21 protein-coding genes are annotated in these 18,421 nt (G+C 45.7%); 8 read left to right on the top strand and 13 right to left on the bottom strand.

Translation table 11 applies throughout. The annotated features are described in order from the left end of the window. Positions 1–459: 459 nt before the first annotated feature. From ACRRSY_RS01900 to ACRRSY_RS01875, 6 genes are all read right to left on the bottom strand, one after another. Positions 460–642, bottom strand: coding sequence for an SDR family NAD(P)-dependent oxidoreductase (locus ACRRSY_RS01900; protein WP_432464269.1), 183 nt, complete (start codon positions 640–642; stop codon positions 460–462). Positions 643–892: 250 nt separating this feature from the next. Then, positions 893–1,783 carry a PA4780 family RIO1-like protein kinase gene (locus ACRRSY_RS01895; protein ID WP_432454886.1) on the bottom strand — a complete coding sequence of 297 codons (891 nt, stop codon included), beginning with the start codon at positions 1,781–1,783 and terminating at the stop codon, positions 893–895. A 69-nt stretch (positions 1,784–1,852) separates the two neighbouring features. Then, entirely contained in the window at positions 1,853–2,815 is a 963-nt protein-coding gene (gene rlmF, locus ACRRSY_RS01890; protein ID WP_432464268.1) for a 23S rRNA (adenine(1618)-N(6))-methyltransferase RlmF, read from the bottom strand. A 610-nt stretch (positions 2,816–3,425) separates the two neighbouring features. Further along, entirely contained in the window at positions 3,426–3,872 is a 447-nt protein-coding gene (locus ACRRSY_RS01885) for a DMT family transporter (RefSeq protein ID WP_432454890.1), read from the bottom strand. A gap of 28 nt (positions 3,873–3,900) precedes the next feature. Beyond that, positions 3,901–4,431, bottom strand: a complete 531-nt coding sequence (locus tag ACRRSY_RS01880; RefSeq protein WP_432454892.1) for a GNAT family N-acetyltransferase — start codon at positions 4,429–4,431, stop codon at positions 3,901–3,903. Further along, entirely contained in the window at positions 4,418–5,017 is a 600-nt protein-coding gene (locus ACRRSY_RS01875) for a helix-turn-helix domain-containing protein (RefSeq protein ID WP_432464267.1), read from the bottom strand. Before ACRRSY_RS01875 ends, ACRRSY_RS01880 begins: the two co-directional genes overlap by 14 nt. A 567-nt stretch (positions 5,018–5,584) precedes the next feature. Between ACRRSY_RS01875 and ACRRSY_RS01870 the strand changes: the two genes are divergently transcribed. From ACRRSY_RS01870 to ACRRSY_RS01860, 3 genes are all read left to right on the top strand, one after another. After that, a complete protein-coding gene (locus tag ACRRSY_RS01870; protein WP_432454894.1) occupies positions 5,585–6,121 on the top strand; it encodes an MOSC domain-containing protein in 537 nt (178 codons plus the stop codon). 36 nt (positions 6,122–6,157) lie between these two features. Further along, a complete protein-coding gene (locus ACRRSY_RS01865; protein WP_432460720.1) occupies positions 6,158–6,475 on the top strand; it encodes a hypothetical protein in 318 nt (105 codons plus the stop codon). A gap of 545 nt (positions 6,476–7,020) precedes the next feature. Continuing rightward, the gene (locus ACRRSY_RS01860) at positions 7,021–7,548 is read left to right on the top strand and encodes a GNAT family N-acetyltransferase (RefSeq protein WP_432460718.1); all 528 of its coding nucleotides are present in this window, start codon (positions 7,021–7,023) and stop codon (positions 7,546–7,548) included. Positions 7,549–7,589: 41 nt separating this feature from the next. On the opposite strand, the gene ACRRSY_RS01855 is transcribed toward ACRRSY_RS01860, so the two are convergent. After that, positions 7,590–8,393 carry an acyl-CoA thioesterase gene (locus tag ACRRSY_RS01855; RefSeq protein WP_432454899.1) on the bottom strand — a complete coding sequence of 268 codons (804 nt, stop codon included), beginning with the start codon at positions 8,391–8,393 and terminating at the stop codon, positions 7,590–7,592. Positions 8,394–8,564: 171 nt separating this feature from the next. Here ACRRSY_RS01855 and ACRRSY_RS01850 point away from each other — a divergent pair, with 171 nt between their 5' ends. After that, positions 8,565–8,828 carry a hypothetical protein gene (locus tag ACRRSY_RS01850; protein ID WP_432454900.1) on the top strand — a complete coding sequence of 88 codons (264 nt, stop codon included), beginning with the start codon at positions 8,565–8,567 and terminating at the stop codon, positions 8,826–8,828. A 300-nt stretch (positions 8,829–9,128) separates the two neighbouring features. Next, the gene (locus ACRRSY_RS01845) at positions 9,129–10,991 is read left to right on the top strand and encodes a choice-of-anchor I family protein (protein ID WP_432464266.1); all 1,863 of its coding nucleotides are present in this window, start codon (positions 9,129–9,131) and stop codon (positions 10,989–10,991) included. A 57-nt stretch (positions 10,992–11,048) separates the two neighbouring features. Here ACRRSY_RS01845 and ACRRSY_RS01840 read toward each other — a convergent pair whose 3' ends face one another. After that, complete coding sequence (locus ACRRSY_RS01840; RefSeq protein WP_432454903.1) at positions 11,049–11,687, bottom strand: NAD(P)-dependent oxidoreductase; 639 nt, start codon at positions 11,685–11,687, stop codon at positions 11,049–11,051. Positions 11,688–11,812: 125 nt separating this feature from the next. Between ACRRSY_RS01840 and ACRRSY_RS01835 the strand changes: the two genes are divergently transcribed. Further along, on the top strand, positions 11,813–12,733 hold the full coding sequence (locus tag ACRRSY_RS01835; protein WP_432454904.1) for a LysR family transcriptional regulator: 921 nt from the start codon (positions 11,813–11,815) through the stop codon (positions 12,731–12,733). Here the strand turns inward: ACRRSY_RS01835 and ACRRSY_RS01830 are convergent. From ACRRSY_RS01830 to ACRRSY_RS01810, 5 genes are all read right to left on the bottom strand, one after another. Then, positions 12,730–13,317, bottom strand: coding sequence for a DinB family protein (locus ACRRSY_RS01830; protein WP_432464265.1), 588 nt, complete (start codon positions 13,315–13,317; stop codon positions 12,730–12,732). The genes ACRRSY_RS01835 and ACRRSY_RS01830 overlap by 4 nt on opposite strands. Further along, positions 13,274–13,735 carry a GNAT family N-acetyltransferase gene (locus ACRRSY_RS01825; protein WP_432454906.1) on the bottom strand — a complete coding sequence of 154 codons (462 nt, stop codon included), beginning with the start codon at positions 13,733–13,735 and terminating at the stop codon, positions 13,274–13,276. Before ACRRSY_RS01825 ends, ACRRSY_RS01830 begins: the two co-directional genes overlap by 44 nt. A 112-nt stretch (positions 13,736–13,847) precedes the next feature. Beyond that, a complete protein-coding gene (gene yiaA / locus ACRRSY_RS01820) occupies positions 13,848–14,297 on the bottom strand; it encodes an inner membrane protein YiaA (RefSeq protein ID WP_432456113.1) in 450 nt (149 codons plus the stop codon). A gap of 133 nt (positions 14,298–14,430) precedes the next feature. Further along, the gene (locus ACRRSY_RS01815; RefSeq protein ID WP_432460713.1) at positions 14,431–15,234 is read right to left on the bottom strand and encodes a DUF2145 domain-containing protein; all 804 of its coding nucleotides are present in this window, start codon (positions 15,232–15,234) and stop codon (positions 14,431–14,433) included. A 31-nt stretch (positions 15,235–15,265) separates the two neighbouring features. Then, complete coding sequence (locus tag ACRRSY_RS01810) at positions 15,266–15,568, bottom strand: hypothetical protein (RefSeq protein WP_432460712.1); 303 nt, start codon at positions 15,566–15,568, stop codon at positions 15,266–15,268. A 113-nt stretch (positions 15,569–15,681) separates the two neighbouring features. Between ACRRSY_RS01810 and ACRRSY_RS01805 the strand changes: the two genes are divergently transcribed. Both ACRRSY_RS01805 and ACRRSY_RS01800 read left to right on the top strand, forming a co-directional pair. Next, complete coding sequence (locus tag ACRRSY_RS01805; RefSeq protein ID WP_432454909.1) at positions 15,682–16,419, top strand: helix-turn-helix domain-containing protein; 738 nt, start codon at positions 15,682–15,684, stop codon at positions 16,417–16,419. Positions 16,420–16,888: 469 nt separating this feature from the next. Next, positions 16,889–18,256 carry a hypothetical protein gene (locus ACRRSY_RS01800; protein WP_432464264.1) on the top strand — a complete coding sequence of 456 codons (1,368 nt, stop codon included), beginning with the start codon at positions 16,889–16,891 and terminating at the stop codon, positions 18,254–18,256. Positions 18,257–18,421: the final 165 nt, after the last annotated feature.

The raw sequence follows: 18,421 nt of genomic DNA, 5'->3' as shown, positions 1-18,421 counted from the left end.
TAATAAACCCGATAGTTTATAGATGAAAAAATATCCCCAATTCATAATCAAAGTTGGGGCTATATAAATAAGACGCAGTGTTCACATTGCTACGTCGCGATGACAAAACTTAAGTCTGCTTTTTAGCTGACTTAAGTCGCCTAATCGATAAATGTGCGAAAACGTTTAAGAGAACTAGACCGCCAGCCAAGCCCAATAGCATCAAAGATATAAGCACCCACCCGAGTAGCCGCGCCAATGCTCACTTCAGCCATTCGTATTTAAAAGGAATAACGTGACTAAGCTAAATGCCTTGCAAACCCATGTAGAAAAATACGTATTAGTCGCTAAATAGCATTGCTTTCGCATCGTCACCAGCAACACGGTGGCAGCTTGCCAGATTGCTTCAGCAACATCTTGTGAATGGGTCACTTTTGCTTGTTTTGGCCTCTTCAGAAACATTTTATTGGCTAAATCCAGCTAGGGTTCTGGGAAAGCATTTTCCATGCGAGCTTTTGCATTCGCGCCAAACCGTGTAGCGGGAGCCTGGCCCGGTATCACCAAATTCATTCGAATATTAAAGGGCTCTAATTCAATAGCTAAGGACTCAGTAAAGGCATTTATCGCCGCTTTACTCGCTGTATAAACCGAAAGTAAAGGCAACGCTTTTAGCGTGGAGCACCTAAAACAATGGGTGAAGTCGCATTGGAATGGCAACGGCAACAACAAAACCAGCCAACATCATAACCACATATCTAATGCCGTGTAATCAGGTAACCTGAGGTATTTAGCCTCTGGCCTCCACCACTACGAGCATTTAGCTTCGCACCGATTAACCTTGAATCGAGACGCGTCATTCTCAGCTAACACAAAAGTACCTAAGCAATTAAAAAAATGACGCTCTACCACTTCTTTAATCGTCGTCGGCCCAGTTATATTTACTCTCGTCTACACCATTTTTGGCTTCGTTAATCCGTTCGCGGCGACGCAGCTCTTCTTCTCGAGCCGAGTCAATTTCTTGCATAATTGCGGCAAGGTCGGCCACCGTATCCTCTTGGGTAAACTGACCAGTCAACTCGGTTTCAGCAGCTAATTCACCTTTTTCAAAAAGTGCCCAGATTTCTTTCGCGTACTCGGTCTTTAATAGCTCTGGCGCATATTGACCATAATAATCACGCATATTGTTGATATCCCGCGCCAGCATCCACTCTGCATTATTATTGGCGGCGGCATCCACCGCTTGAGGGAGATCGATAATCACCGGACCATACTGATCCACCAGCACATTAAACTCCGACAAATCACCATGGATCAAACCCACACATAACATGCGCACCACATAGCGCATCATCATTTCGTGATCTTCTACGGCTTGCTCCGCCGACATCATCACATCATTCAAACGCGGCGCAACATAGCCCTCGTCATCGGTCACCAACTCCATCAGCAATACCCCGTCAAAGCAGCCATAGGGTTCAGGCACCCGAACGTCCGCCGCAGCAAGCTTGTAAAGCGCATCCACTTCGGCGCTTTGCCAGACTTTTTCTTGCTGCTCACGACCAAATCCTGAGCCTTTTTCCATCGCCCGGGCACGTCGACTATTGCGCACCTTACGCCCTTCACGATAAGCGACCGCTTGCTTAAAGCTGCGTTGGCTGGCTTCTTTATAAACTTTGGCACAGCGGATCTCATTCCCACAGCGTACTACGTACACCGAGGCCTCTTTGCCGCTCATTAACTGACTTTGCACTTCGTCGACCAGACCATCATCAACTAAAGGCTGTATTCGTTTGGGTATTTTCATAGCGCCCTTATACCTTAGTTCGTCGAAGGATGGAATATCCATACCATTTTACGCTAGTAAATAATCGACTCAGCGCGGGTTACTCAACCAGTGACGGTGTTGTGCGGGTGAAATAAAGCTCCAAGCCACAAAACGACTAATTTTATTACCTTGACCCATCTTGATGGTCTTCACTTGCGCCGGCTTTAATCGTTCTAACGTTTGATAAATGCCTTTTAGGTTGGACTCTTTAGAGACTAGGCTGGTAAACCACAAGCATTGCTCTGCAAAAAGTTGGCTCTCTACCAGCATGTTTTGGATAAATTTCAGCTCCCCGCCATCACACCAAAGCTCGTTACTTTGACCACCAAAATTCAAACTTTGTTGATATTTACCACGCGCTTTCAGGTTGCTTTGCTTACGCTGGCTACCACTGCGAGCCTCTGCCGCCGAACGATGAAAAGGCGGGTTACATAAGGTCAAAGCAAAACGCTCATCGGCTTGAATCATCCCCTTAAAAATAGCAGCAGGTTGGCGCTGCAAACGTAATTCTATTTGCGCCACTAAATGCGGGTTTGCATCCACAATCAACCGCGCCGATTGCAATGAGGCGGCTTCGATATCACTCCCCACAAACGACCAGCCATATTCCGCACTACCTACCAAGGGGTAAACACAATTCGCCCCCACGCCAACATCTAAACAGCGCACACCGGCACCTCGCGGAATATCTCCCCCCTGACTCTGCCCGAGCAGATCAGCAAGATAATGGATATAATCAACGCGTCCGGGAATTGGCGGACAAAGGTTGTGCTTGGGAATTTGCCAGCCCTCAATATGGTAGAAATGCTTTAACAAGGCCTTGTTTAAACAGCGTACCGCTTGAGGATTAAAGAAATCGATGGACAGATCTTGGTAGGCATTTCGCGCAACAAAGGCCTTGAGCTCTGGGCAAGTTTTAATTAATGCGACAAAATCATAACGCTGGCGGTGTTGATTGCGCGGATGAAGCAGGCTTTTCACCCTTGGATGAGCTTTCTTGTTATCTCGCATCAAGCAAATCGGCCTTATCTATGTATCAAGCTCAGCATTATAAAGACAAGCAAGCTCGAAGGCTTGCCTTTCAGGCTAATAAACGCCGCAATATGTGCTCGCTGACAAGCCAGCACATGTCGAAGCCATTCATATTTGTAAAGATTTGAGAGTGACTCGCAACGCGTGGCGATTTCACTCCAATTTGAATTTTCTACAGTACAATGGTTTAGTTTGATGTTATAGCGTGGTCACACCTTAATTGGGCGTTGATATGCCTCAGGAGCAAGGAGAAATTATGAAACTTCTGGATTTTGATAGTCAGCTTAAGGTCCGCTTAGCTGAAATACAGAATCCGCGTCCGTTTGTATGCACTTCACTTCGAGTAGCAAAACTTAATCCATCCATCTCGAAGCACATTGAGATGCTAGGTAAGCATTCGATAATGCGCCTGTCATTCGCGAGCCCTTAGCGTTTAATAACAAAACGCTAAACTTCCTATAGGTAACTTTCAGCTCGTTGACGCCCATGCAGGGCGTACACAGCGCATCAAAATAGCCGCCTAACCGTTAGTAAGGTTTTACGGTGGCTGGCTTTATTCATTGCGCATATATCTAAATTTATATGCGGATTATTTTTTGGATTGAACAATCAAAACTACGCCAGCTATAAGTAACAGCGCACCAACAATAGTGCTTATATTGTGCTTTGATGGCAAAGAAGTATAGAAGCTATCGGCGATGATGCCGAATATTAATTGACTGCCAACTAATACTGCTATTGTTGTTGCCACACCGACATGTTTGTAGCCAAAGATGCTTGAAAATACGAAAAATGAGCCTAAAACCCCAGGAAGTAAAGACATTGGGCTGATATGCCGTACTGCTTCATAAATACCTGCCATTCCATTTTTTATACACAGAATAATCAGCAATATAAATAGACCACTGATTGAATTCAGTAATAACGTAATGGTTACTGTAGATACCTTATCAGTAATTCTAACCATAATGATATTTTGAATCACCAAAGAGATACCTGCTGCGATCAAGATAAATAAAGTGGTATAAGATTGCATGGAGCATCTCCTATGTAATAGTTACTCTCTATTTTTCAGTTGGTGATGTTGGGGTATCTAATACGAGTTGATAAAAAACTAAATTCAGCCAACGGCCAAACTTGAATCCGACTTCAGGTAGAGTTCCTACATGCTGAAACCCATGTTTTTTATGTAAAGCGATACTGCCGAGGTTATCAGCATCTATACCGCCAATGATGGCGTGATAATTATTTTCTTTTGCTGATTTGATGAGCAATTCAAGTAGAATTCGGCCTAGGCCATTGCCGCGGAAATCCTTATGAACATAAATAGAATGTTCAATCGAGTATTTATAAGCAGGCCGCATTCTAAAAGAACCGTAGCTAGCAAATGCCATCAATTCACCATTTAGAGATTCCAATCCAAAGACTGGATATGCACCGTTTATTTTGGTTTCAAACCATCCAATCATACTTTCCATTGAGAGTTTTTCGTACTCGTACAAAGCTGTAGATGTTTCAATAGCATCATTAAATATATCTAGGATGCTTCGTGCATGCTTTTCATATGTACAGGTTATAACCTTATATTCCATCATTTGTTCTCCTTGAAAGCGGGAGGCTGGTAAGTGTAATTAAATACCTGGCTTCTGTGTTATTAGGGTTAAAGTATGTGGTGTGTTCCTTTTGTTGAAATGCTAAACAATCGCCTTCTTTGAGATGCCATGTTGAATCATCATCATATATTTCAATCTCGCCCGAGATCACCCATACCTGCTGATGTATTTCGATATGTCTGAGCATGTTTTCGAAAGTAACGCTTTGCTTTGGAGGAAAAATAATTTCGGTTAATTCAACTGGTGAAGAGGAATTTTTCGGCGTAAGTTGACGGCGAATGTAACCAGACTCTGGATCTCGCCAGGTTTTTTGCGTCTCCAAATTAGACACCGATAGAGAGTCATTGCTGGCCTTTTCTGAGTCATCAGAAAACAGTTCTGGAAGAGAGATCCCCAAGGCATCAGCCAATTTGTTTAGTACCGTTGCGGTTGGACTTGATTGACCACGTTCAATCAACGAAATCATTGATCGACTAATGCCACTTCGCTCCGCTAAGGAGTCTAGCGTTAAGTTTTGTCTCTTACGTAACCTTTTGAGTTTGGTTGAGATTAGAGAGTCTATGCTCATAAATTCCACCTTATTAAAAATAAAATCCATTAAACTAGAAAAAATAAAGCTTATCAATAAAAAATCTCAAAAATTAATAATCCATTGAAATTCACAGACCTATTTTGGTGGCATATTGGAATTTATATGAAGAAAAAAAGTGCTCCTACAGCTCAAGAATTTCTGAAAATACGGGAATAAATTGGGTGGGCGACTCCTTCAGAAAAAGTCATTTTCAATAGTATTAATAACTCATTATTTTGGGCAATCATTTATAGTTCAGGTGAACTCATAACTACAGGTCGTGTTGTTGATGATGGAGAAATGTACTTTTATATTTAGGATGTTACCGTACAACCAGAATACCGGAGACAAGGCCTTGGATCTGAAATAATGTGCCTCATAGAAAAATACTTGAATTTAGCATGTGAGTCGGGGCAACAATAGGTTTGCTGTCAGCAAAAGGTAAAGAAGAGTTCTATGCAAAATATGCTTATTCAGTAAAGAATGGTAACCGACTTGGTTTGGGAATGTGCAAATTTGTGTAATCAAAATTCTAACAATACGTGCCAGCAAAAGGATGATGTTATGAAAGTCGTATCACTATCAAAAGATGAAGGACATAATTTCTCCAAGAAAACATATGAATCATTATGCTTTCTTAAAGGGATGGGAATAGAAGGGGATGCTCATTGCGGCAAGACTGTTAAACATAGGTCGCGTGTCAAAGCTGACCCATCACAACCAAACCTTCGTCAAGTTCACTTGCTCCATTCTGAACTTTTTGTAGAACTAAGAGATAAAGGTTTTGAAATTGAAGCTGGTACCATTGGTGAAAATGTTCTAACCGAAGGCCTAGAACTCCTTTCTCTCCCAACAAACACAGTACTCAAGCTAGGTGAAAATGTTGTTCTTCGAGTCACTGGTTTAAGAAACCCTTGTGCACAACTCGATAACTATCAAAAAGGATTAACTAAAGCAGTTTTGGATAAAGATGCTGAGGGAAACTTGATAAGGAAAGCCGGCATTATGGCTACAGTGATAAAAGGTGGGATAGTCAAACTTGAAGACCAAATTACTGTTGAACTCCCAGAACCACCGCACTTGCCTCTGAAAAGAGTTTAGTGCTAACAAGTATAGGCGCTCTAAAGGGAGTGTTTAATGAGCAATTTTGAACAAATTATTACTAAAGCTAAAGCGACTGACAATTATTCCCTTGAAGCATGGGAATCACGAGGGTTAAACATTTCAGTTCCTGAAGTCGTTAAGCTATTAAATGAAACTACTATCTGTTTCCTTGATAAGTTGAAATCAGTTGGCATTTTAGTTGAAGATGCAGAGCAAAGGTTTTCGGATGTAAACGATCTGGTAGATGATTTACCTTGGGATGACTTAGATACTGAAGAGAAAGAGTTCTTAGCTGATGTACTTGTTCCCTGTATCGAGAGTCTTGGCCTAGATGCATGGTCAATGTTTTAAAAAGGCCTCATCGGGTAGCCGGTAACCTCAAGCCCCCGTATGCGGCCCCGCACAGGGCGTTTCCTGAAAGTGTTTAAGATACAACGGTCGATTAGCCCCTTTGTACCCCAGTGATGGCTTCTGTTTTGGCGCCACCGTTCCTAAGTCCGGTCGGATATAGAACGAGTGAGTTAAACGTTCGCTGGTTAAGCAGACCTCCCCACTCTTTGTTTATAAGAAGTAGAACATGCACTTTCTCTTTTCTCGCACACTGCTGCATCATTTACGGTGACCGTTAGATAGCTTGGCTTCGTTGTCTTGTGCCAACTCGCCTCCAGCCTATGCCGCATATGATGTTTTTCATTAGCTCGCCCTCTCTTTAGATAAAAAAACCTTTGGCTTTCTTCAGGCATTCCCTCACGGTAATGCCCTTGCCATTCGCGAGTCCTTCGCGTTTAATCATTACACGGTGAGCCTCCTGCAAAGGTTTTTCACTGCATTCATGCCGCTGCGGGACATACACTAGCGCATCAAAAAGGCCGTCTCTGATATTTAAGGAGTGACTCTTGTTCAGTTTAAAAGTAGATAATGATATTAAGTTGTCATTGGTTCAAAAGTCTTTTGCTCCAATATACGCTCAATTGGCCCAAGAAAATTTACCCTATCTTGAGCAGTGGTTAGTGTGGCCTCCACACTGTAAAACGGAGCAGGACTTTGCTTCGTTTATCCAAAAATCTCTTCATGATTACGCCGATGGGAAATCAATGGTCTGTGGCGTATTTTACAATGAAATACTCGTTGGTAATGTCTCCTTCAACACGATTAATCACGAATTAAAAAAAGTCGACATTGGTTATTGGCTTATAGAATCCGCTCAAGGCAATGGAATTATGACTCGTGTTTGTAAAAAACTGATAGACATTGCATTTGATGAATTACAAATGCATAAAGTTGAAATATCCGCCGCTACAGAGAATTTGGCGAGTAGAGCCGTCTGTGAACGTTTAGGTCTGAAACTAGAAGGGGTTATTTCTAATGCAGAAAATCTAAATGGGCGAATCGTTGATCATGCCATTTACGCCCTTCATGCATAAATATAGTTGGGTAGCCGGAGGTAGCCTGCAGCCCCTGTCGACTAATCAAATACCGTCACCATTTGGCGGCTAATGGCGAGCAGTTCGCCATCTCGATCCCAAATATTGGCTTCACAATGCGCATACCCATCGGCAGCTTGGCGAGTCTGGGCCTGATAAGCTAACCAATCACTTGCGGCAACCGTGCGCTGTGGATGAACAAACTCCAGATTCCAAGTCATGGAACTGGCGGGAGCGCGTTGTTTCATCATCTGAATCACGGCTGGTGGCCAGGCATCCACTAAACAAATCAGATGGGCGTCACTGAAGGCTCGAGGCGGCTGTTTAAAGCGCATCCAACCATGTAAATGGGAATCCTGACTGGCGCTATAAGGTAAGCCACCCGCGGCAAGCGCCAAATCAATATGCTGCATATAACGAGGGCTCAGCCCCTCTACATCTGGTAAAATCGCTAAACGCTCAGGCAACGACAACTGGTGACCCATTTGAGAGTTTACCACCAGTCGAGAGTTGCGAGGCAGAGCGAAACTAGCTTGTTGAGTCACCGCCACCTGCCCTGCTTGAACGATTCTGGCATTGATGTGGCTAGCGTTGTTTCCTGTACGAAGTAATTCAAGTTCTATCGAAAAAGGCATATCAGCCAATAAGGGGCCAACAAAACTGGTGCTGAGAGAGCGTAATAGTCGTTGCGAATCACTCACGAGAGTTTGCATCGCATCAGACAATAGTGCGGCGGAAAGCCCACCAAATACGGTTCGCCCTTGAGTCCAGCAACTCGATATCGTCAGTGTCTTGCCCTGCGGGACTCGCTCGGCAATTTCGGCCAAGAGTCTATCAATATGCATACCATACGCCTTGTTAATATTTTGTTAAAAACAATTGTATCTGGTCGGAGGTGTGGAGGCAATCCTCGAGTGAGTGTTCGATCTAAGAGCTCGCACCCGCACTCAAAGAAGGCATTGGTTTTTCAAGATCCGGCTATGGTATAACTGACGTTCATTTTTAAGGAGCCTCAAATGCTCAAACGCCTTGGCTGGAAACTCAAACAAGCCTTCACCAGTGTCATGGTGGAGCAACAACGTGTCTGGATCATTTCGCGACATGATAGCCTCAGCCAGCAAGATATTTATCCACTGGGCGAAGCCGAACTGAAGCAACGTAGCTGGCAACAGCGCGGTTTTGATGCTGTGCATCAATCTCAAATCGAACAACTAAGGCCGGGCGCGATACTGCAAGTGTTTTGTCAACAGCATTCAATCAGCATTACCCGCGTCAAGTAATTCAAGCAAGGAAGGATGCATCACAACACCATCTCAGTAAGTTAACGCGGGTATAGCAGCGACCTTCAAGGCCAGTTAACGCCCATGCCATCGCCTTACTATCCGCAAACTCTGGGACGCTCGGTGGCTAAGTTCATCGCCAACGAGTCTGCCTTGGCTGGCCAGCCCGCACGACGCCCGTCAAATTGATGATCCCAGAGTTCCGCTTAAAGCGGTATCCGTATCATCACTGAGCCAGAGACACAAAACTGCCACATTGCTGTCCTATGCTAAGGGTTTTCATAAATACTCGAGATCAACATGGAAGCAAACCACACGATACGGATTTACAGCAGCTTAGCCTTGCTGGTCGGTGCAAGTTTTTCTATTCAAACCGCTCAGGCAAGTGCCATTCAAAGCATCCAAGACCTAAACATAAACTGCCTCACAGAAGCAGCTCTGAGCCAAAAACAAGGTCTAAACAGCTTAAAAATGAAGCGCGTCGGCAGTCACTTTTCCGGCAGTGAGTTTGCCAGCTCGTCGGCAGAAATCGTCTCCTATGACAGCTGTCGCGATAAGCTCTATGTAGTGAATGCCAAAGATCAGAGTATTGATGTATTGCGCTTATCTGCGGAACAAAGTGCGCCCAGTAAAGACGGTAAAATTAACTTACAAGCCGCCGCCCAAAAAGCCGGGATCGCCATCGGCGATGCCAATAGCGTGGTGGCAAAAAACGGCATTGTGGCGGTCGCCATTCAAAACCAAAACAAGCAGCAAAACGGCATTATCGCGCTCTATCGCTCCGATGATTTAAGCCTGATAAACACTTACCCCGCTGGCGCTCTGCCAGACATGGTCACCATGACAGCCGATAGCCGTTATCTGCTTAGCGCCAACGAAGGCGAGCCCAATGGAGATTATTCTCAAGATCCTGAAGGTTCGGTAACCATCGTTGATCTGGCGAACGGGTTTGGCGACCAACAAGCGCAAATCCATCAAGTACGCTTTAGCGCATTTAACCAAGGTCAGGCACGGCATGGCGAACTCAAAGATGTCCGCTTGCCGAGTCCCTTTGGTGCCAGTGTCGCGCAAGATCTTGAGCCGGAATACATCGCTTTAACAGAACATGGGAAAGCGCTTGTGGCCTTGCAGGAGAACAATGCCATTGCCATCATCGATATCGCCAGTGCGCAGATCGAGTCGATTAAGGGGCTAGGGGTAAAAAGCTGGGCCAGTGTTGCAGCGGGGGGCGATGGCGCAAAACTCGATCTCAGCAACAAAGACCAACAATTTAGCCAAGCCAGCTACCCGCAGTTGGTGGGCTATTATATGCCAGACTCCATTGCCAGCTTTAACATCGATGGTCAGGATTACCTGATTACCGCCAACGAAGGCGATGGCCGAGAGTATATTTACCCCACCACCCAGCAACAATGTGAACAAGCGGGACACCAATGGGATGGCGATGACTATAAAGAGGGTGGCAAACATCAGAATGCCGAGCAATACCAGCATCATATCGATGATTGTATTTCCTATAGCGACGAAACTCGTGGCTACAAACTGAACGTCGATCCCAAGCACCCGCTAATGGATCAGGCAAGATATGGCAAAAAAGGCACCATCGCCAACAAAAAATCCATTGGTCGAATCAAGGTGGTCGCCGACAATAAAAACATCGGACCGAACGACTTGATCTATACCTTTGGTGCCCGCTCTTTTTCGATTTTTGACTTAGCCGCAAACCGGATCTTCGATAGTGGCAACCAATTATCAGACTTAGCCAACAGTCCACAGCACTGGAACGCCAGCAATGACAATCAAAGCAACGATGACCGCTCGGATGACAAGGGCGTTGAGCCCGAAGCCATCACCGTTGCCAAGATCAACGGCGCAACCATTGCCTTTATCGGTCTAGAGCGTCAAGGGGGCGTCGCCGCTTACGACATTTCCAAACCTGCGGCACCAGTGCTGTTGGATTTTGTGAATAATCGCGACTTTAACCAGCCAGTTTGTAGCCAAGTTGATCAGGATGGTGATTGTGCCAACGCCACTTATAATCCGAAGGCGGGAGATTTAGGGCCGGAGTCTATCACTTACTTCTCACGGATCGGCCAGCACTATATCGCGGTAGGGAACGAAGTTTCCGGCACCACCACGGTTTACCAACTGGCCATTGACTAATTCTTGAAGCCAATCCTGAGCGCCCAGCATTGGCTGGCGCTCAGACTTAGTTCTAGTCTAGTAAGCCACACCAATCCGTTGTTTGGGATGACGGCCACTTTCTAACTCGTCGATCACTGCAACCGCATAATCACTCACCGAAATCCGGCTATTGCCCTGTTCATCACTAAGCAGCTGCTCGCCACCGATACGATAGTCCGCTTGTTTATCGCCGGGAAAAATTTCAGCCGCAGGGCTGATGTAGGTCCAGTTAACGGAGCTGGTGGTTTGTTTAAATACTTGCAGCGCTTCGGCCTGCGCAGTGGATTCTGCTTTATATTCGGCGGGAAACTCAGGGACCGAAGCGAGAGTGACGCCGGGAGCCACTTCTAAACTGCCAGCACCGCCAACCCACAGCAAGCGCTCAACGCTGCTGTTTAGTAACTGTGCCAACAATTGCTCTGCGGTAGCGGCAACAATTTCATGGTTGCCAGCGGCTCGGCCACTAATTGAGGCCAGCAATACATCCACCCCTTCAAGCTGCTCGCTCAATTGATCTGCTGACTGCTGAATGTCAAACTGACGCACTTCATAAGCCGGGTCAGTAATTTTACCTGGCTCACGCACTAAGGCGAGCACTTGATGACCACGCTGCTTGGCTTCTGCTGCAATATGACTCCCGATCCAACCACTTGCACCTAATACTGCTACTTTCATATCAATCAATCCTATTCTGTTTTGTTCTAAATGATTAACAACTGCTGCAGTTTAATATCTAGGTTTTTCGTGATAAATAGCCAATAATGATGCATATTGTATCCAAATAGAGCACTAATAAGCTAATGGACAAACTCGATGCCATGCGCAGCTTCATTGAAGTGGCCAATACCCAAAGCTTCACTAAGGCCGCAGAGCAGCTTAACTTAAGCCGCTTACAAGTCTCACGACACGTGCAGGAGATAGAGGCCTGGTTAAAACAACGGCTATTACACCGCACCACCCGCAAGGTCAGCCTGAGCTCGGCTGGTGAAACAGCGCTGCGCCACTGTGAGCAGATCATCGCTCAAACGGTGGCGATGCAACTACAAGCTCAGCAACAAATTGGCCGCTTGATGGGCAGCATTCGGCTCACCGCCCCAGTGGCCTTCTCACAAAATATATTGCTGGATGTAGTCACCCAGTTCTGCCAGCGCCACCCTGAAGTCAATATCGACATCGTCGCTTCGGATCGCTTCACCCAACTGGTGGATGAGCGGGTAGACATAGCTTTTCGTTATACCCAAGCCCCCGATGAACAGTTGATCGCGCGCCGCCTGATGCGAGTGGACTCGGTCATTTGTGCCGCCCCCGCCTATCTGAAACAGTTTGGTCGCCCCAGCGACTTAAATGCCTTGAAACAGCATAATTGTTTGCTCCACCTCGGACATAAGCAATGGGAGTTTATTCGCCACCAGCAAAGCTATAAAGTGGAGGTTTCCGGTACCCTGCAAGCCAACGAAATGGGCCTGCTCCTGAATGCAGCGCTAAAAGGTCGAGGGATAATTTTACTGCCCTGCGATCAGGCGAATCCCTTGATCAGGGCTGGAAAGTTGCAGCCGATACTCAATGAGTACCACCTGCCACAGCACGCCTTATGGGCGGTGTATTTGTCGCGCAGCTATCAATCTCCACTGGTTCGACAATTTATCGATTTTGTTGCCGAACAATGGCAGCAAGATATATTAAGACTCGATGAAAGCGAGCTGCAGCGCTCCCAACATTAGTCTTCATTGACAATCAAGCTCAGCAGATCGGTCACTCCCACATCAATACCAAATTGCGACAAGAGGGTGCTAATTTGACCACGATGATGGGTTTGATGATTAAAAAAATGCAGGAGCAAACTGGCAAAATTCTTTTTGTAAGGCAGTCCTTTGCTATTGTGATAAAGCAGATGATGCTGCAAATTCGACTGGCGAATTTGCCCGATAAAATCAATAATCAGTTCATCCATCAACTCTCGGGCCTTCTGCAATTCCCCCAAATTCGAATACAGAATTTGCTGCAAACCGGTCGGCACAGGCAGACTCAACACTGGCTGCAAGGCACGAAAAGCACTAGGATGTCGGGCAAAGCGCTGCAACCACAGGATGTCCCCGACCAAAATATGATTGAGCGTGGCAAAGATCGAACCAAAGTAGGCACCACGCTCTTGCTTTACGTCGTGTTGGCTCAATTGAGCAGCGCAAGCATAACACTGCCGATTCAGCTGCCGATTGTAGTTCGCCATTAAAACAAAGGCCTGCTGCATCACAATTCGCCCTTCACTGAACTGGCTCCAGAGGTAAGTGGTAGTGAATAAACTCACGATCGACCTGATAAGCTAAAGATTGATACAGCGCCTGTGCTCGATGGTTATCGGTGGCAGTGGCTAATTCAAGTGCCACCGCCTGGGTGGCTAAAGCATGCTGTTTTGCCGCATTCATCAATTGTGGCGCAATCCCCTGACCACGCGCCGCAGGGGTGACAAACAAATCATTGAGGATCCAGATCCGCGCCGCGTTAGTCGACGAAAAGCTAGGATAGAGCTGAGTAAACCCCAAGGCTCGCCCCTCAGCGGATAAAGCTACAAAAATCACCGATTGCTGCAGCCGCATCCGTTCGGCGATAAAATCGCGAGCCAAGTTTAAATCACTGTTTTGTTTATAGAAAACTCGATACTGGTCAAACAATTCGGCAACCGCTTCAAGCTGCGCCAAATCTGCCATGATCACTTGCACTGCCATGTTCATTCCTTCATTTAAAGCAAAGGGGCAAGCCGAAACTTCCCCTTCGGATCTGAGCTTAGCTGCTAAGCTAACCAGACATCACCCGCTTTGGCTAGTTTAATTCTCCACACTACGCAACTTCATCAGGCTGCGACTCTGAGCTGCTGCCCTCATCCTCTTGATTAAAATAAGCTAAGTCGCGGGTGTTTTTTTGCACCGATACCGCAGCAAATAAACTCAAACAAAAGGCCATGCCATAAAAACCTTTCTCACTCAGCGCTAAAGACGCATTAAACAAGCCTATGGCCAATAGAGCGATAGCCGCAGCCAAGGAAAACCAGCTGAGCGAGAAATAAATTGCAGTGACCTTGATACCCTCTAACTTATCACGCACCGACTTTTGCAAAGATACCGAAGAAAATAATCCGAATAACAAGAGGGTAAAGTAATAACCCTTTTCGTTGAGCTGCATCTCGGCATTCCATAGGCCAAGTAGGTAAGCCGCAGCACCAAGTAATAAGGCGGCCCAAGAGGCTGCAATAAAAGCAGCGCTGGGTTTTGGCAAGTGATGATGTTTCATGTCGCTTTTCTTCCTGAAATTAAATGGGCCCGGAACATGGTTGCTCTCTGGCTGATGAATTTGCGGTTCACTGTTGATGAATTGAGTCATAACGTCCCCTAAATTATACGAATTGTAGATTTAATCAATATATCTAAAGTAAAGGCTGATAAGCATCGTGCGGGTAGAGCACCACCGCATCCTGAATTAAATCTTTCTGCTGTAAGTAGCGAGCGATCGAAGTAAAGGTTGCGGTCTTTAACTTACCAGTATGATCTTTAGTCGTGACCTCATCGAGAAACAAACCGCCCATCAACAACTTAAAGCGATTGATTTTAAGCACCTGCGGTTTAAATTCGGCTTGAGCGTGTGCTTTCAGTTGCTGGCGGTTGGTGGTATCAAAAATTGCCGCGTTGAGCATATCCAAAGTATATTCAGTACAATTTTGAAACTGAGCATTATAAGGGTTAGCCAGTACCGAGTAGTTGGGATTATGCAAAGTTTGATAGCGATTATTGGCAATTAAGGCCAGCAAGCCCGCTTGTACTTCAGGCTTTGGGATCACAATGCCAGCTTTTAAACTATCCACTCCCCAGAAAAAATCCACCGGATAGTCGGTCACTAAACTGCTATGACCCAAGTCTCCCTGATTCTGGTAGAGATTATAGATAGCATAACCCTTGGTGGTTTCTCCCGAAGTGAGCTTCAACTGTGAATAAACGGCCAAAGCGGTATGAGTAAACTGGATCCCCTTGGGCAAATCTTTTTGCGGCCGCCCAACCCGACCAATGATGAACACATTGGCATGATGGGCGGCAGCGTATTTCTCGACCTGCTTGGAGAATTGAGCAATAGCTGCCGGTTCAAACTTCGCTTCATCGGCCGGCGCACTGCCGGCCAAACAATAACCGGTAAAGAACAACATTGAGACGATGACGAACTGTTTTAATACTTTCATTTTGAGCATCCTTGTTATTGAGAGCGGCAGACTAGTTACAACCCACGACGATGGCGTCACCAATCTCCAAAGGCACCGAGCTATCCGCCGACTCGGCTAAAGCCATACCGGATGCCAGTACCGCGCTACCAGCCACCACTGTTGAAGCCCCCACCACTACAATCGGGGTTGCCACTACGCTGGCAACCACTTGCCCGCTGCCCTGTAAACCATTTGAAGCGGCAAGGGCGGAGTGTTTCGCCGATTGAGTGAAGTGCTGTCCTGAGTCGGCAGCGGCAAGATTGAAACTACTTAAAGCGATACCGGTGATGAGCAGTGATTTCCATAATTTCATGATGTTTCCCTCTTGGTTAAGTTCGAATTAACAATAGGGATTAGTCTATTTACTGTAAACCTCGGCGTAATATGTTTAGTATGAGTGACCATTTAGTATAGTATTTATATACCATGAGCCAATTACAGCAGATCCGCGATACCCTCAAGCAAGTATTTAAGCAGCAAGGGTTCACCTATAAAGATGTCGCCCAGCGTTTGCATATGAGCGAAGCCAATATTAAACGCATGTTTTCTACCAATAGTTTTTCTCTGGAGCGCCTGGAAGCAATGTGTCATATCGTTGATCTCAACCTGATCGATTTGTTTCTATTGGCCGATCAAGAAAAAGATAAGCTAAGTCAGCTCACCAGAGAGCAAGAACAAGAGTTGATGGATGACCACAAATTATTGCTGGTGGCGGTGTGTGTCCGCGATGGTTGGAGCTTTGACGAAATCATCAGCCGCTATCAGATCGACCAACACCAATGTATTCGCCTGATGGCCCGACTCGACAAGTTAAAGATGATCCAACTGCTGCCGAACAATGCCTATAAACTGCTAATCGCTCAGGACTTTAGATGGATCAGTAACGGTCCGTTGGAGCGTTTCATGGAACAGCAAGTGCTGAACGAATTTATGAATTCTCGGTTTGAAGATGATGATAGCTTTCGTTTCTACCTGCGCGGTCACTATTCACCAAGCTCAATAGAAATCATTCGCCGTAAACTCAATCAACTCACCAAGGAAGCGGCGGCGCTCAATCAACAGGATGCCAGCCTGCCTTTAGATAAACGACGCCATACCGGACTGCTACTGGCGATGCGCCCTTGGGAAATCTCGATATTTGATCAACTGGAGAGGAAGTCATAAATAATCGCTCCACAACAACGATGCTTGTGTCGAGTGCCCTCATGGCTGCGATTTGGTCCCGAACCAAAGATCCGGTCGAATCGGCCTCACCGACGCTCGCGCGATGCCTGCCAAAATGCCCTTTATCAGCAACAGTTTTAGCTGGCATATTAACCAAAGGGGGAACCAGGCAACACAAGCAAGCGCCGCTTCACAAAGCATATAACAATGGCTAGCCAAGCCTTCATTTTATTTGATAGGTTTATTTATATATGCTGGCTAGGCTCATCAATTGAGCGGTCAAGCCCATGAGTGCTATCCGCAAGCAATTCCATGGATGGAAGGAAGGCATGCTCGCTTAAGAGCTGTCGAGCTTCACCACAAACTTGGCCGCCAAGTTTGTCAATCGAAGCTGACAAAGCGATGTGAAACACATCTAGCCAACGGTTTTGAGCTGAGCTCAATAAGTCATACACAAGGACGGAAAATAATGAGTATTCTGAAGCTAATCAAACTATGTTTGCTTGCGGCACTAATGTCTGGTTGTGCAATATCTAATGAAGGTGCCACCGACTACCGGTATTATAACCCCACCGACAATACTGCCGGAAAATACATCAAACCCAAAGATGTCAAGAACTCGCAGCTCGCCATCGGGGATGGCTTAGTTGTTTCAATCAAACAAATGTATATTCAAGAGTTTACCGAATGGCGTTCGCCACTCAGTGTGCTCCGTGGAGAACCTACGAATGGCGAGATAGCGATCGTAGTGAATGCCTTTGAACAAGGCACTGAAAGCTTAAACTTTGGCTCCAAGGGATTGGAGAATGCGCGAGTCGTTTTCTTTTCCGATGATGTAAGAGAGGGGCAAACGCTTAACTTTTCAAACCTAAGCACCATCTACGGGCCACTGAAATATAACGGTAATAATTTTGTCATTGATCTTTACATCGTCGAATTTGATAAGCCTGGCGAACAATTAAAGCAACTCATTAAAAACTTAAGTGAGTTAGGTTCGACTTTCTATCCACCAGCATCCCCCTTATCTGGAGCACTATCTCAGTTAGCTGGAAGTTTGGTGACCGACCAACAAGAAGATCGCGTTTTTCATTACACTTACGAGCTGAAACCAGTCGGCGGAGATCCAAACTTAGAAACCGGTATCTTGTTAACCGGAAATTATGCCTTCATAAGAGAAGATGATCGGCACAATATTACAAATTGGGCAGAGCTAAGCATCAACCCCAAAAATGGCCGAATCGTCTATAAAACCATAGAGAAAAAAGACGCCGACAATAAAATCATCAGCATCGATTGTAATGACCCAAGCAAAGAATCGCCTGCTGAATGTTTTTATACTGACAACACCTATATTGTTATAGAAGTTAATAAAGCAAGCTCCTCTCTCAAGAATGATACTCAGCAAATGGTTTATAAGGATTTAGTCAGCAATCTGGCGAGCACTTCGACCGAACTTTACCGTACTGATTTACCAGAGACATTGCTGAGCAATTTAGTTCAGGGCGTATCTGAGCTTCGAACATCAGAGCAAATTATCAGTGAATTAGAAATATTAAGCTCTGCTGACAATACCCTTGATAGTAATAATGCAGCACTGGCCAGCTTTCTTAATCTCTGGTTCTCGCTTGATCTGGCTAACCACAATGAATCAAGATATCAGCTGAATTCATTAGAACAGCAGCGGCTTGAACGAAAAATCGTCGCGCTGGTTGCGCAATGTACGCCGGATCAAAGTGAAATTGTTTCCACAATGGCGCTGATTAGAGACCGGGTCGCCGGACTGCCAGCGGCAAGCAGCCAACAAGTCATCGACTCCCTGTCCTGCCACCACCAATAAGTTGCGACGACAAAAGCTAAGGGGGATGGGCGCTTCATAACTCTTAGCGATTCAATGACTTTAGTTGCAAACTCACCGATTACAAAAAAATCAACTGCGACTAGGCTACTGAATTTTTTATCATTACAATAGAGCGCTATTAACTATCTATCAGCGCTCCCATTC

Source organism: Agarivorans sp. QJM3NY_33, from assembly GCF_050870865.2.
GTDB lineage: Bacteria > Pseudomonadota > Gammaproteobacteria > Enterobacterales > Celerinatantimonadaceae > Agarivorans.
This window is presented reverse-complemented; position numbering and strand designations above follow the sequence as displayed.

Bases quoted from the DNA above. Each gene is read 5' to 3' on its own strand.
- ACRRSY_RS01850 (WP_432454900.1), top strand. From the start codon at position 8,565: ATGCTCAAACGCCTTGGCTGGAAACTCAAACAAGCCTTCACCAGTGTC.
- ACRRSY_RS01845 (WP_432464266.1), top strand. From the start codon at position 9,129: ATGGAAGCAAACCACACGATACGGATTTACAGCAGCTTAGCCTTGCTG.
- yiaA (WP_432456113.1), bottom strand. From the start codon at position 14,297: ATGAAACATCATCACTTGCCAAAACCCAGCGCTGCTTTTATTGCAGCC.
- ACRRSY_RS01840 (WP_432454903.1), bottom strand. From the start codon at position 11,687: ATGAAAGTAGCAGTATTAGGTGCAAGTGGTTGGATCGGGAGTCATATT.
- rlmF (WP_432464268.1), bottom strand. From the start codon at position 2,815: ATGCGAGATAACAAGAAAGCTCATCCAAGGGTGAAAAGCCTGCTTCAT.
- ACRRSY_RS01865 (WP_432460720.1), top strand. From the start codon at position 6,158: ATGAGCAATTTTGAACAAATTATTACTAAAGCTAAAGCGACTGACAAT.
- ACRRSY_RS01800 (WP_432464264.1), top strand. From the start codon at position 16,889: ATGAGTATTCTGAAGCTAATCAAACTATGTTTGCTTGCGGCACTAATG.
- ACRRSY_RS01825 (WP_432454906.1), bottom strand. From the start codon at position 13,735: ATGGCAGTGCAAGTGATCATGGCAGATTTGGCGCAGCTTGAAGCGGTT.
- ACRRSY_RS01870 (WP_432454894.1), top strand. From the start codon at position 5,585: ATGAAAGTCGTATCACTATCAAAAGATGAAGGACATAATTTCTCCAAG.
- ACRRSY_RS01835 (WP_432454904.1), top strand. From the start codon at position 11,813: ATGGACAAACTCGATGCCATGCGCAGCTTCATTGAAGTGGCCAATACC.
- ACRRSY_RS01810 (WP_432460712.1), bottom strand. From the start codon at position 15,568: ATGAAATTATGGAAATCACTGCTCATCACCGGTATCGCTTTAAGTAGT.
- ACRRSY_RS01880 (WP_432454892.1), bottom strand. From the start codon at position 4,431: ATGATGGAATATAAGGTTATAACCTGTACATATGAAAAGCATGCACGA.
- ACRRSY_RS01815 (WP_432460713.1), bottom strand. From the start codon at position 15,234: ATGAAAGTATTAAAACAGTTCGTCATCGTCTCAATGTTGTTCTTTACC.
- ACRRSY_RS01895 (WP_432454886.1), bottom strand. From the start codon at position 1,783: ATGAAAATACCCAAACGAATACAGCCTTTAGTTGATGATGGTCTGGTC.
- ACRRSY_RS01875 (WP_432464267.1), bottom strand. From the start codon at position 5,017: ATGAGCATAGACTCTCTAATCTCAACCAAACTCAAAAGGTTACGTAAG.
- ACRRSY_RS01855 (WP_432454899.1), bottom strand. From the start codon at position 8,393: ATGCATATTGATAGACTCTTGGCCGAAATTGCCGAGCGAGTCCCGCAG.
- ACRRSY_RS01805 (WP_432454909.1), top strand. From the start codon at position 15,682: ATGAGCCAATTACAGCAGATCCGCGATACCCTCAAGCAAGTATTTAAG.
- ACRRSY_RS01885 (WP_432454890.1), bottom strand. From the start codon at position 3,872: ATGCAATCTTATACCACTTTATTTATCTTGATCGCAGCAGGTATCTCT.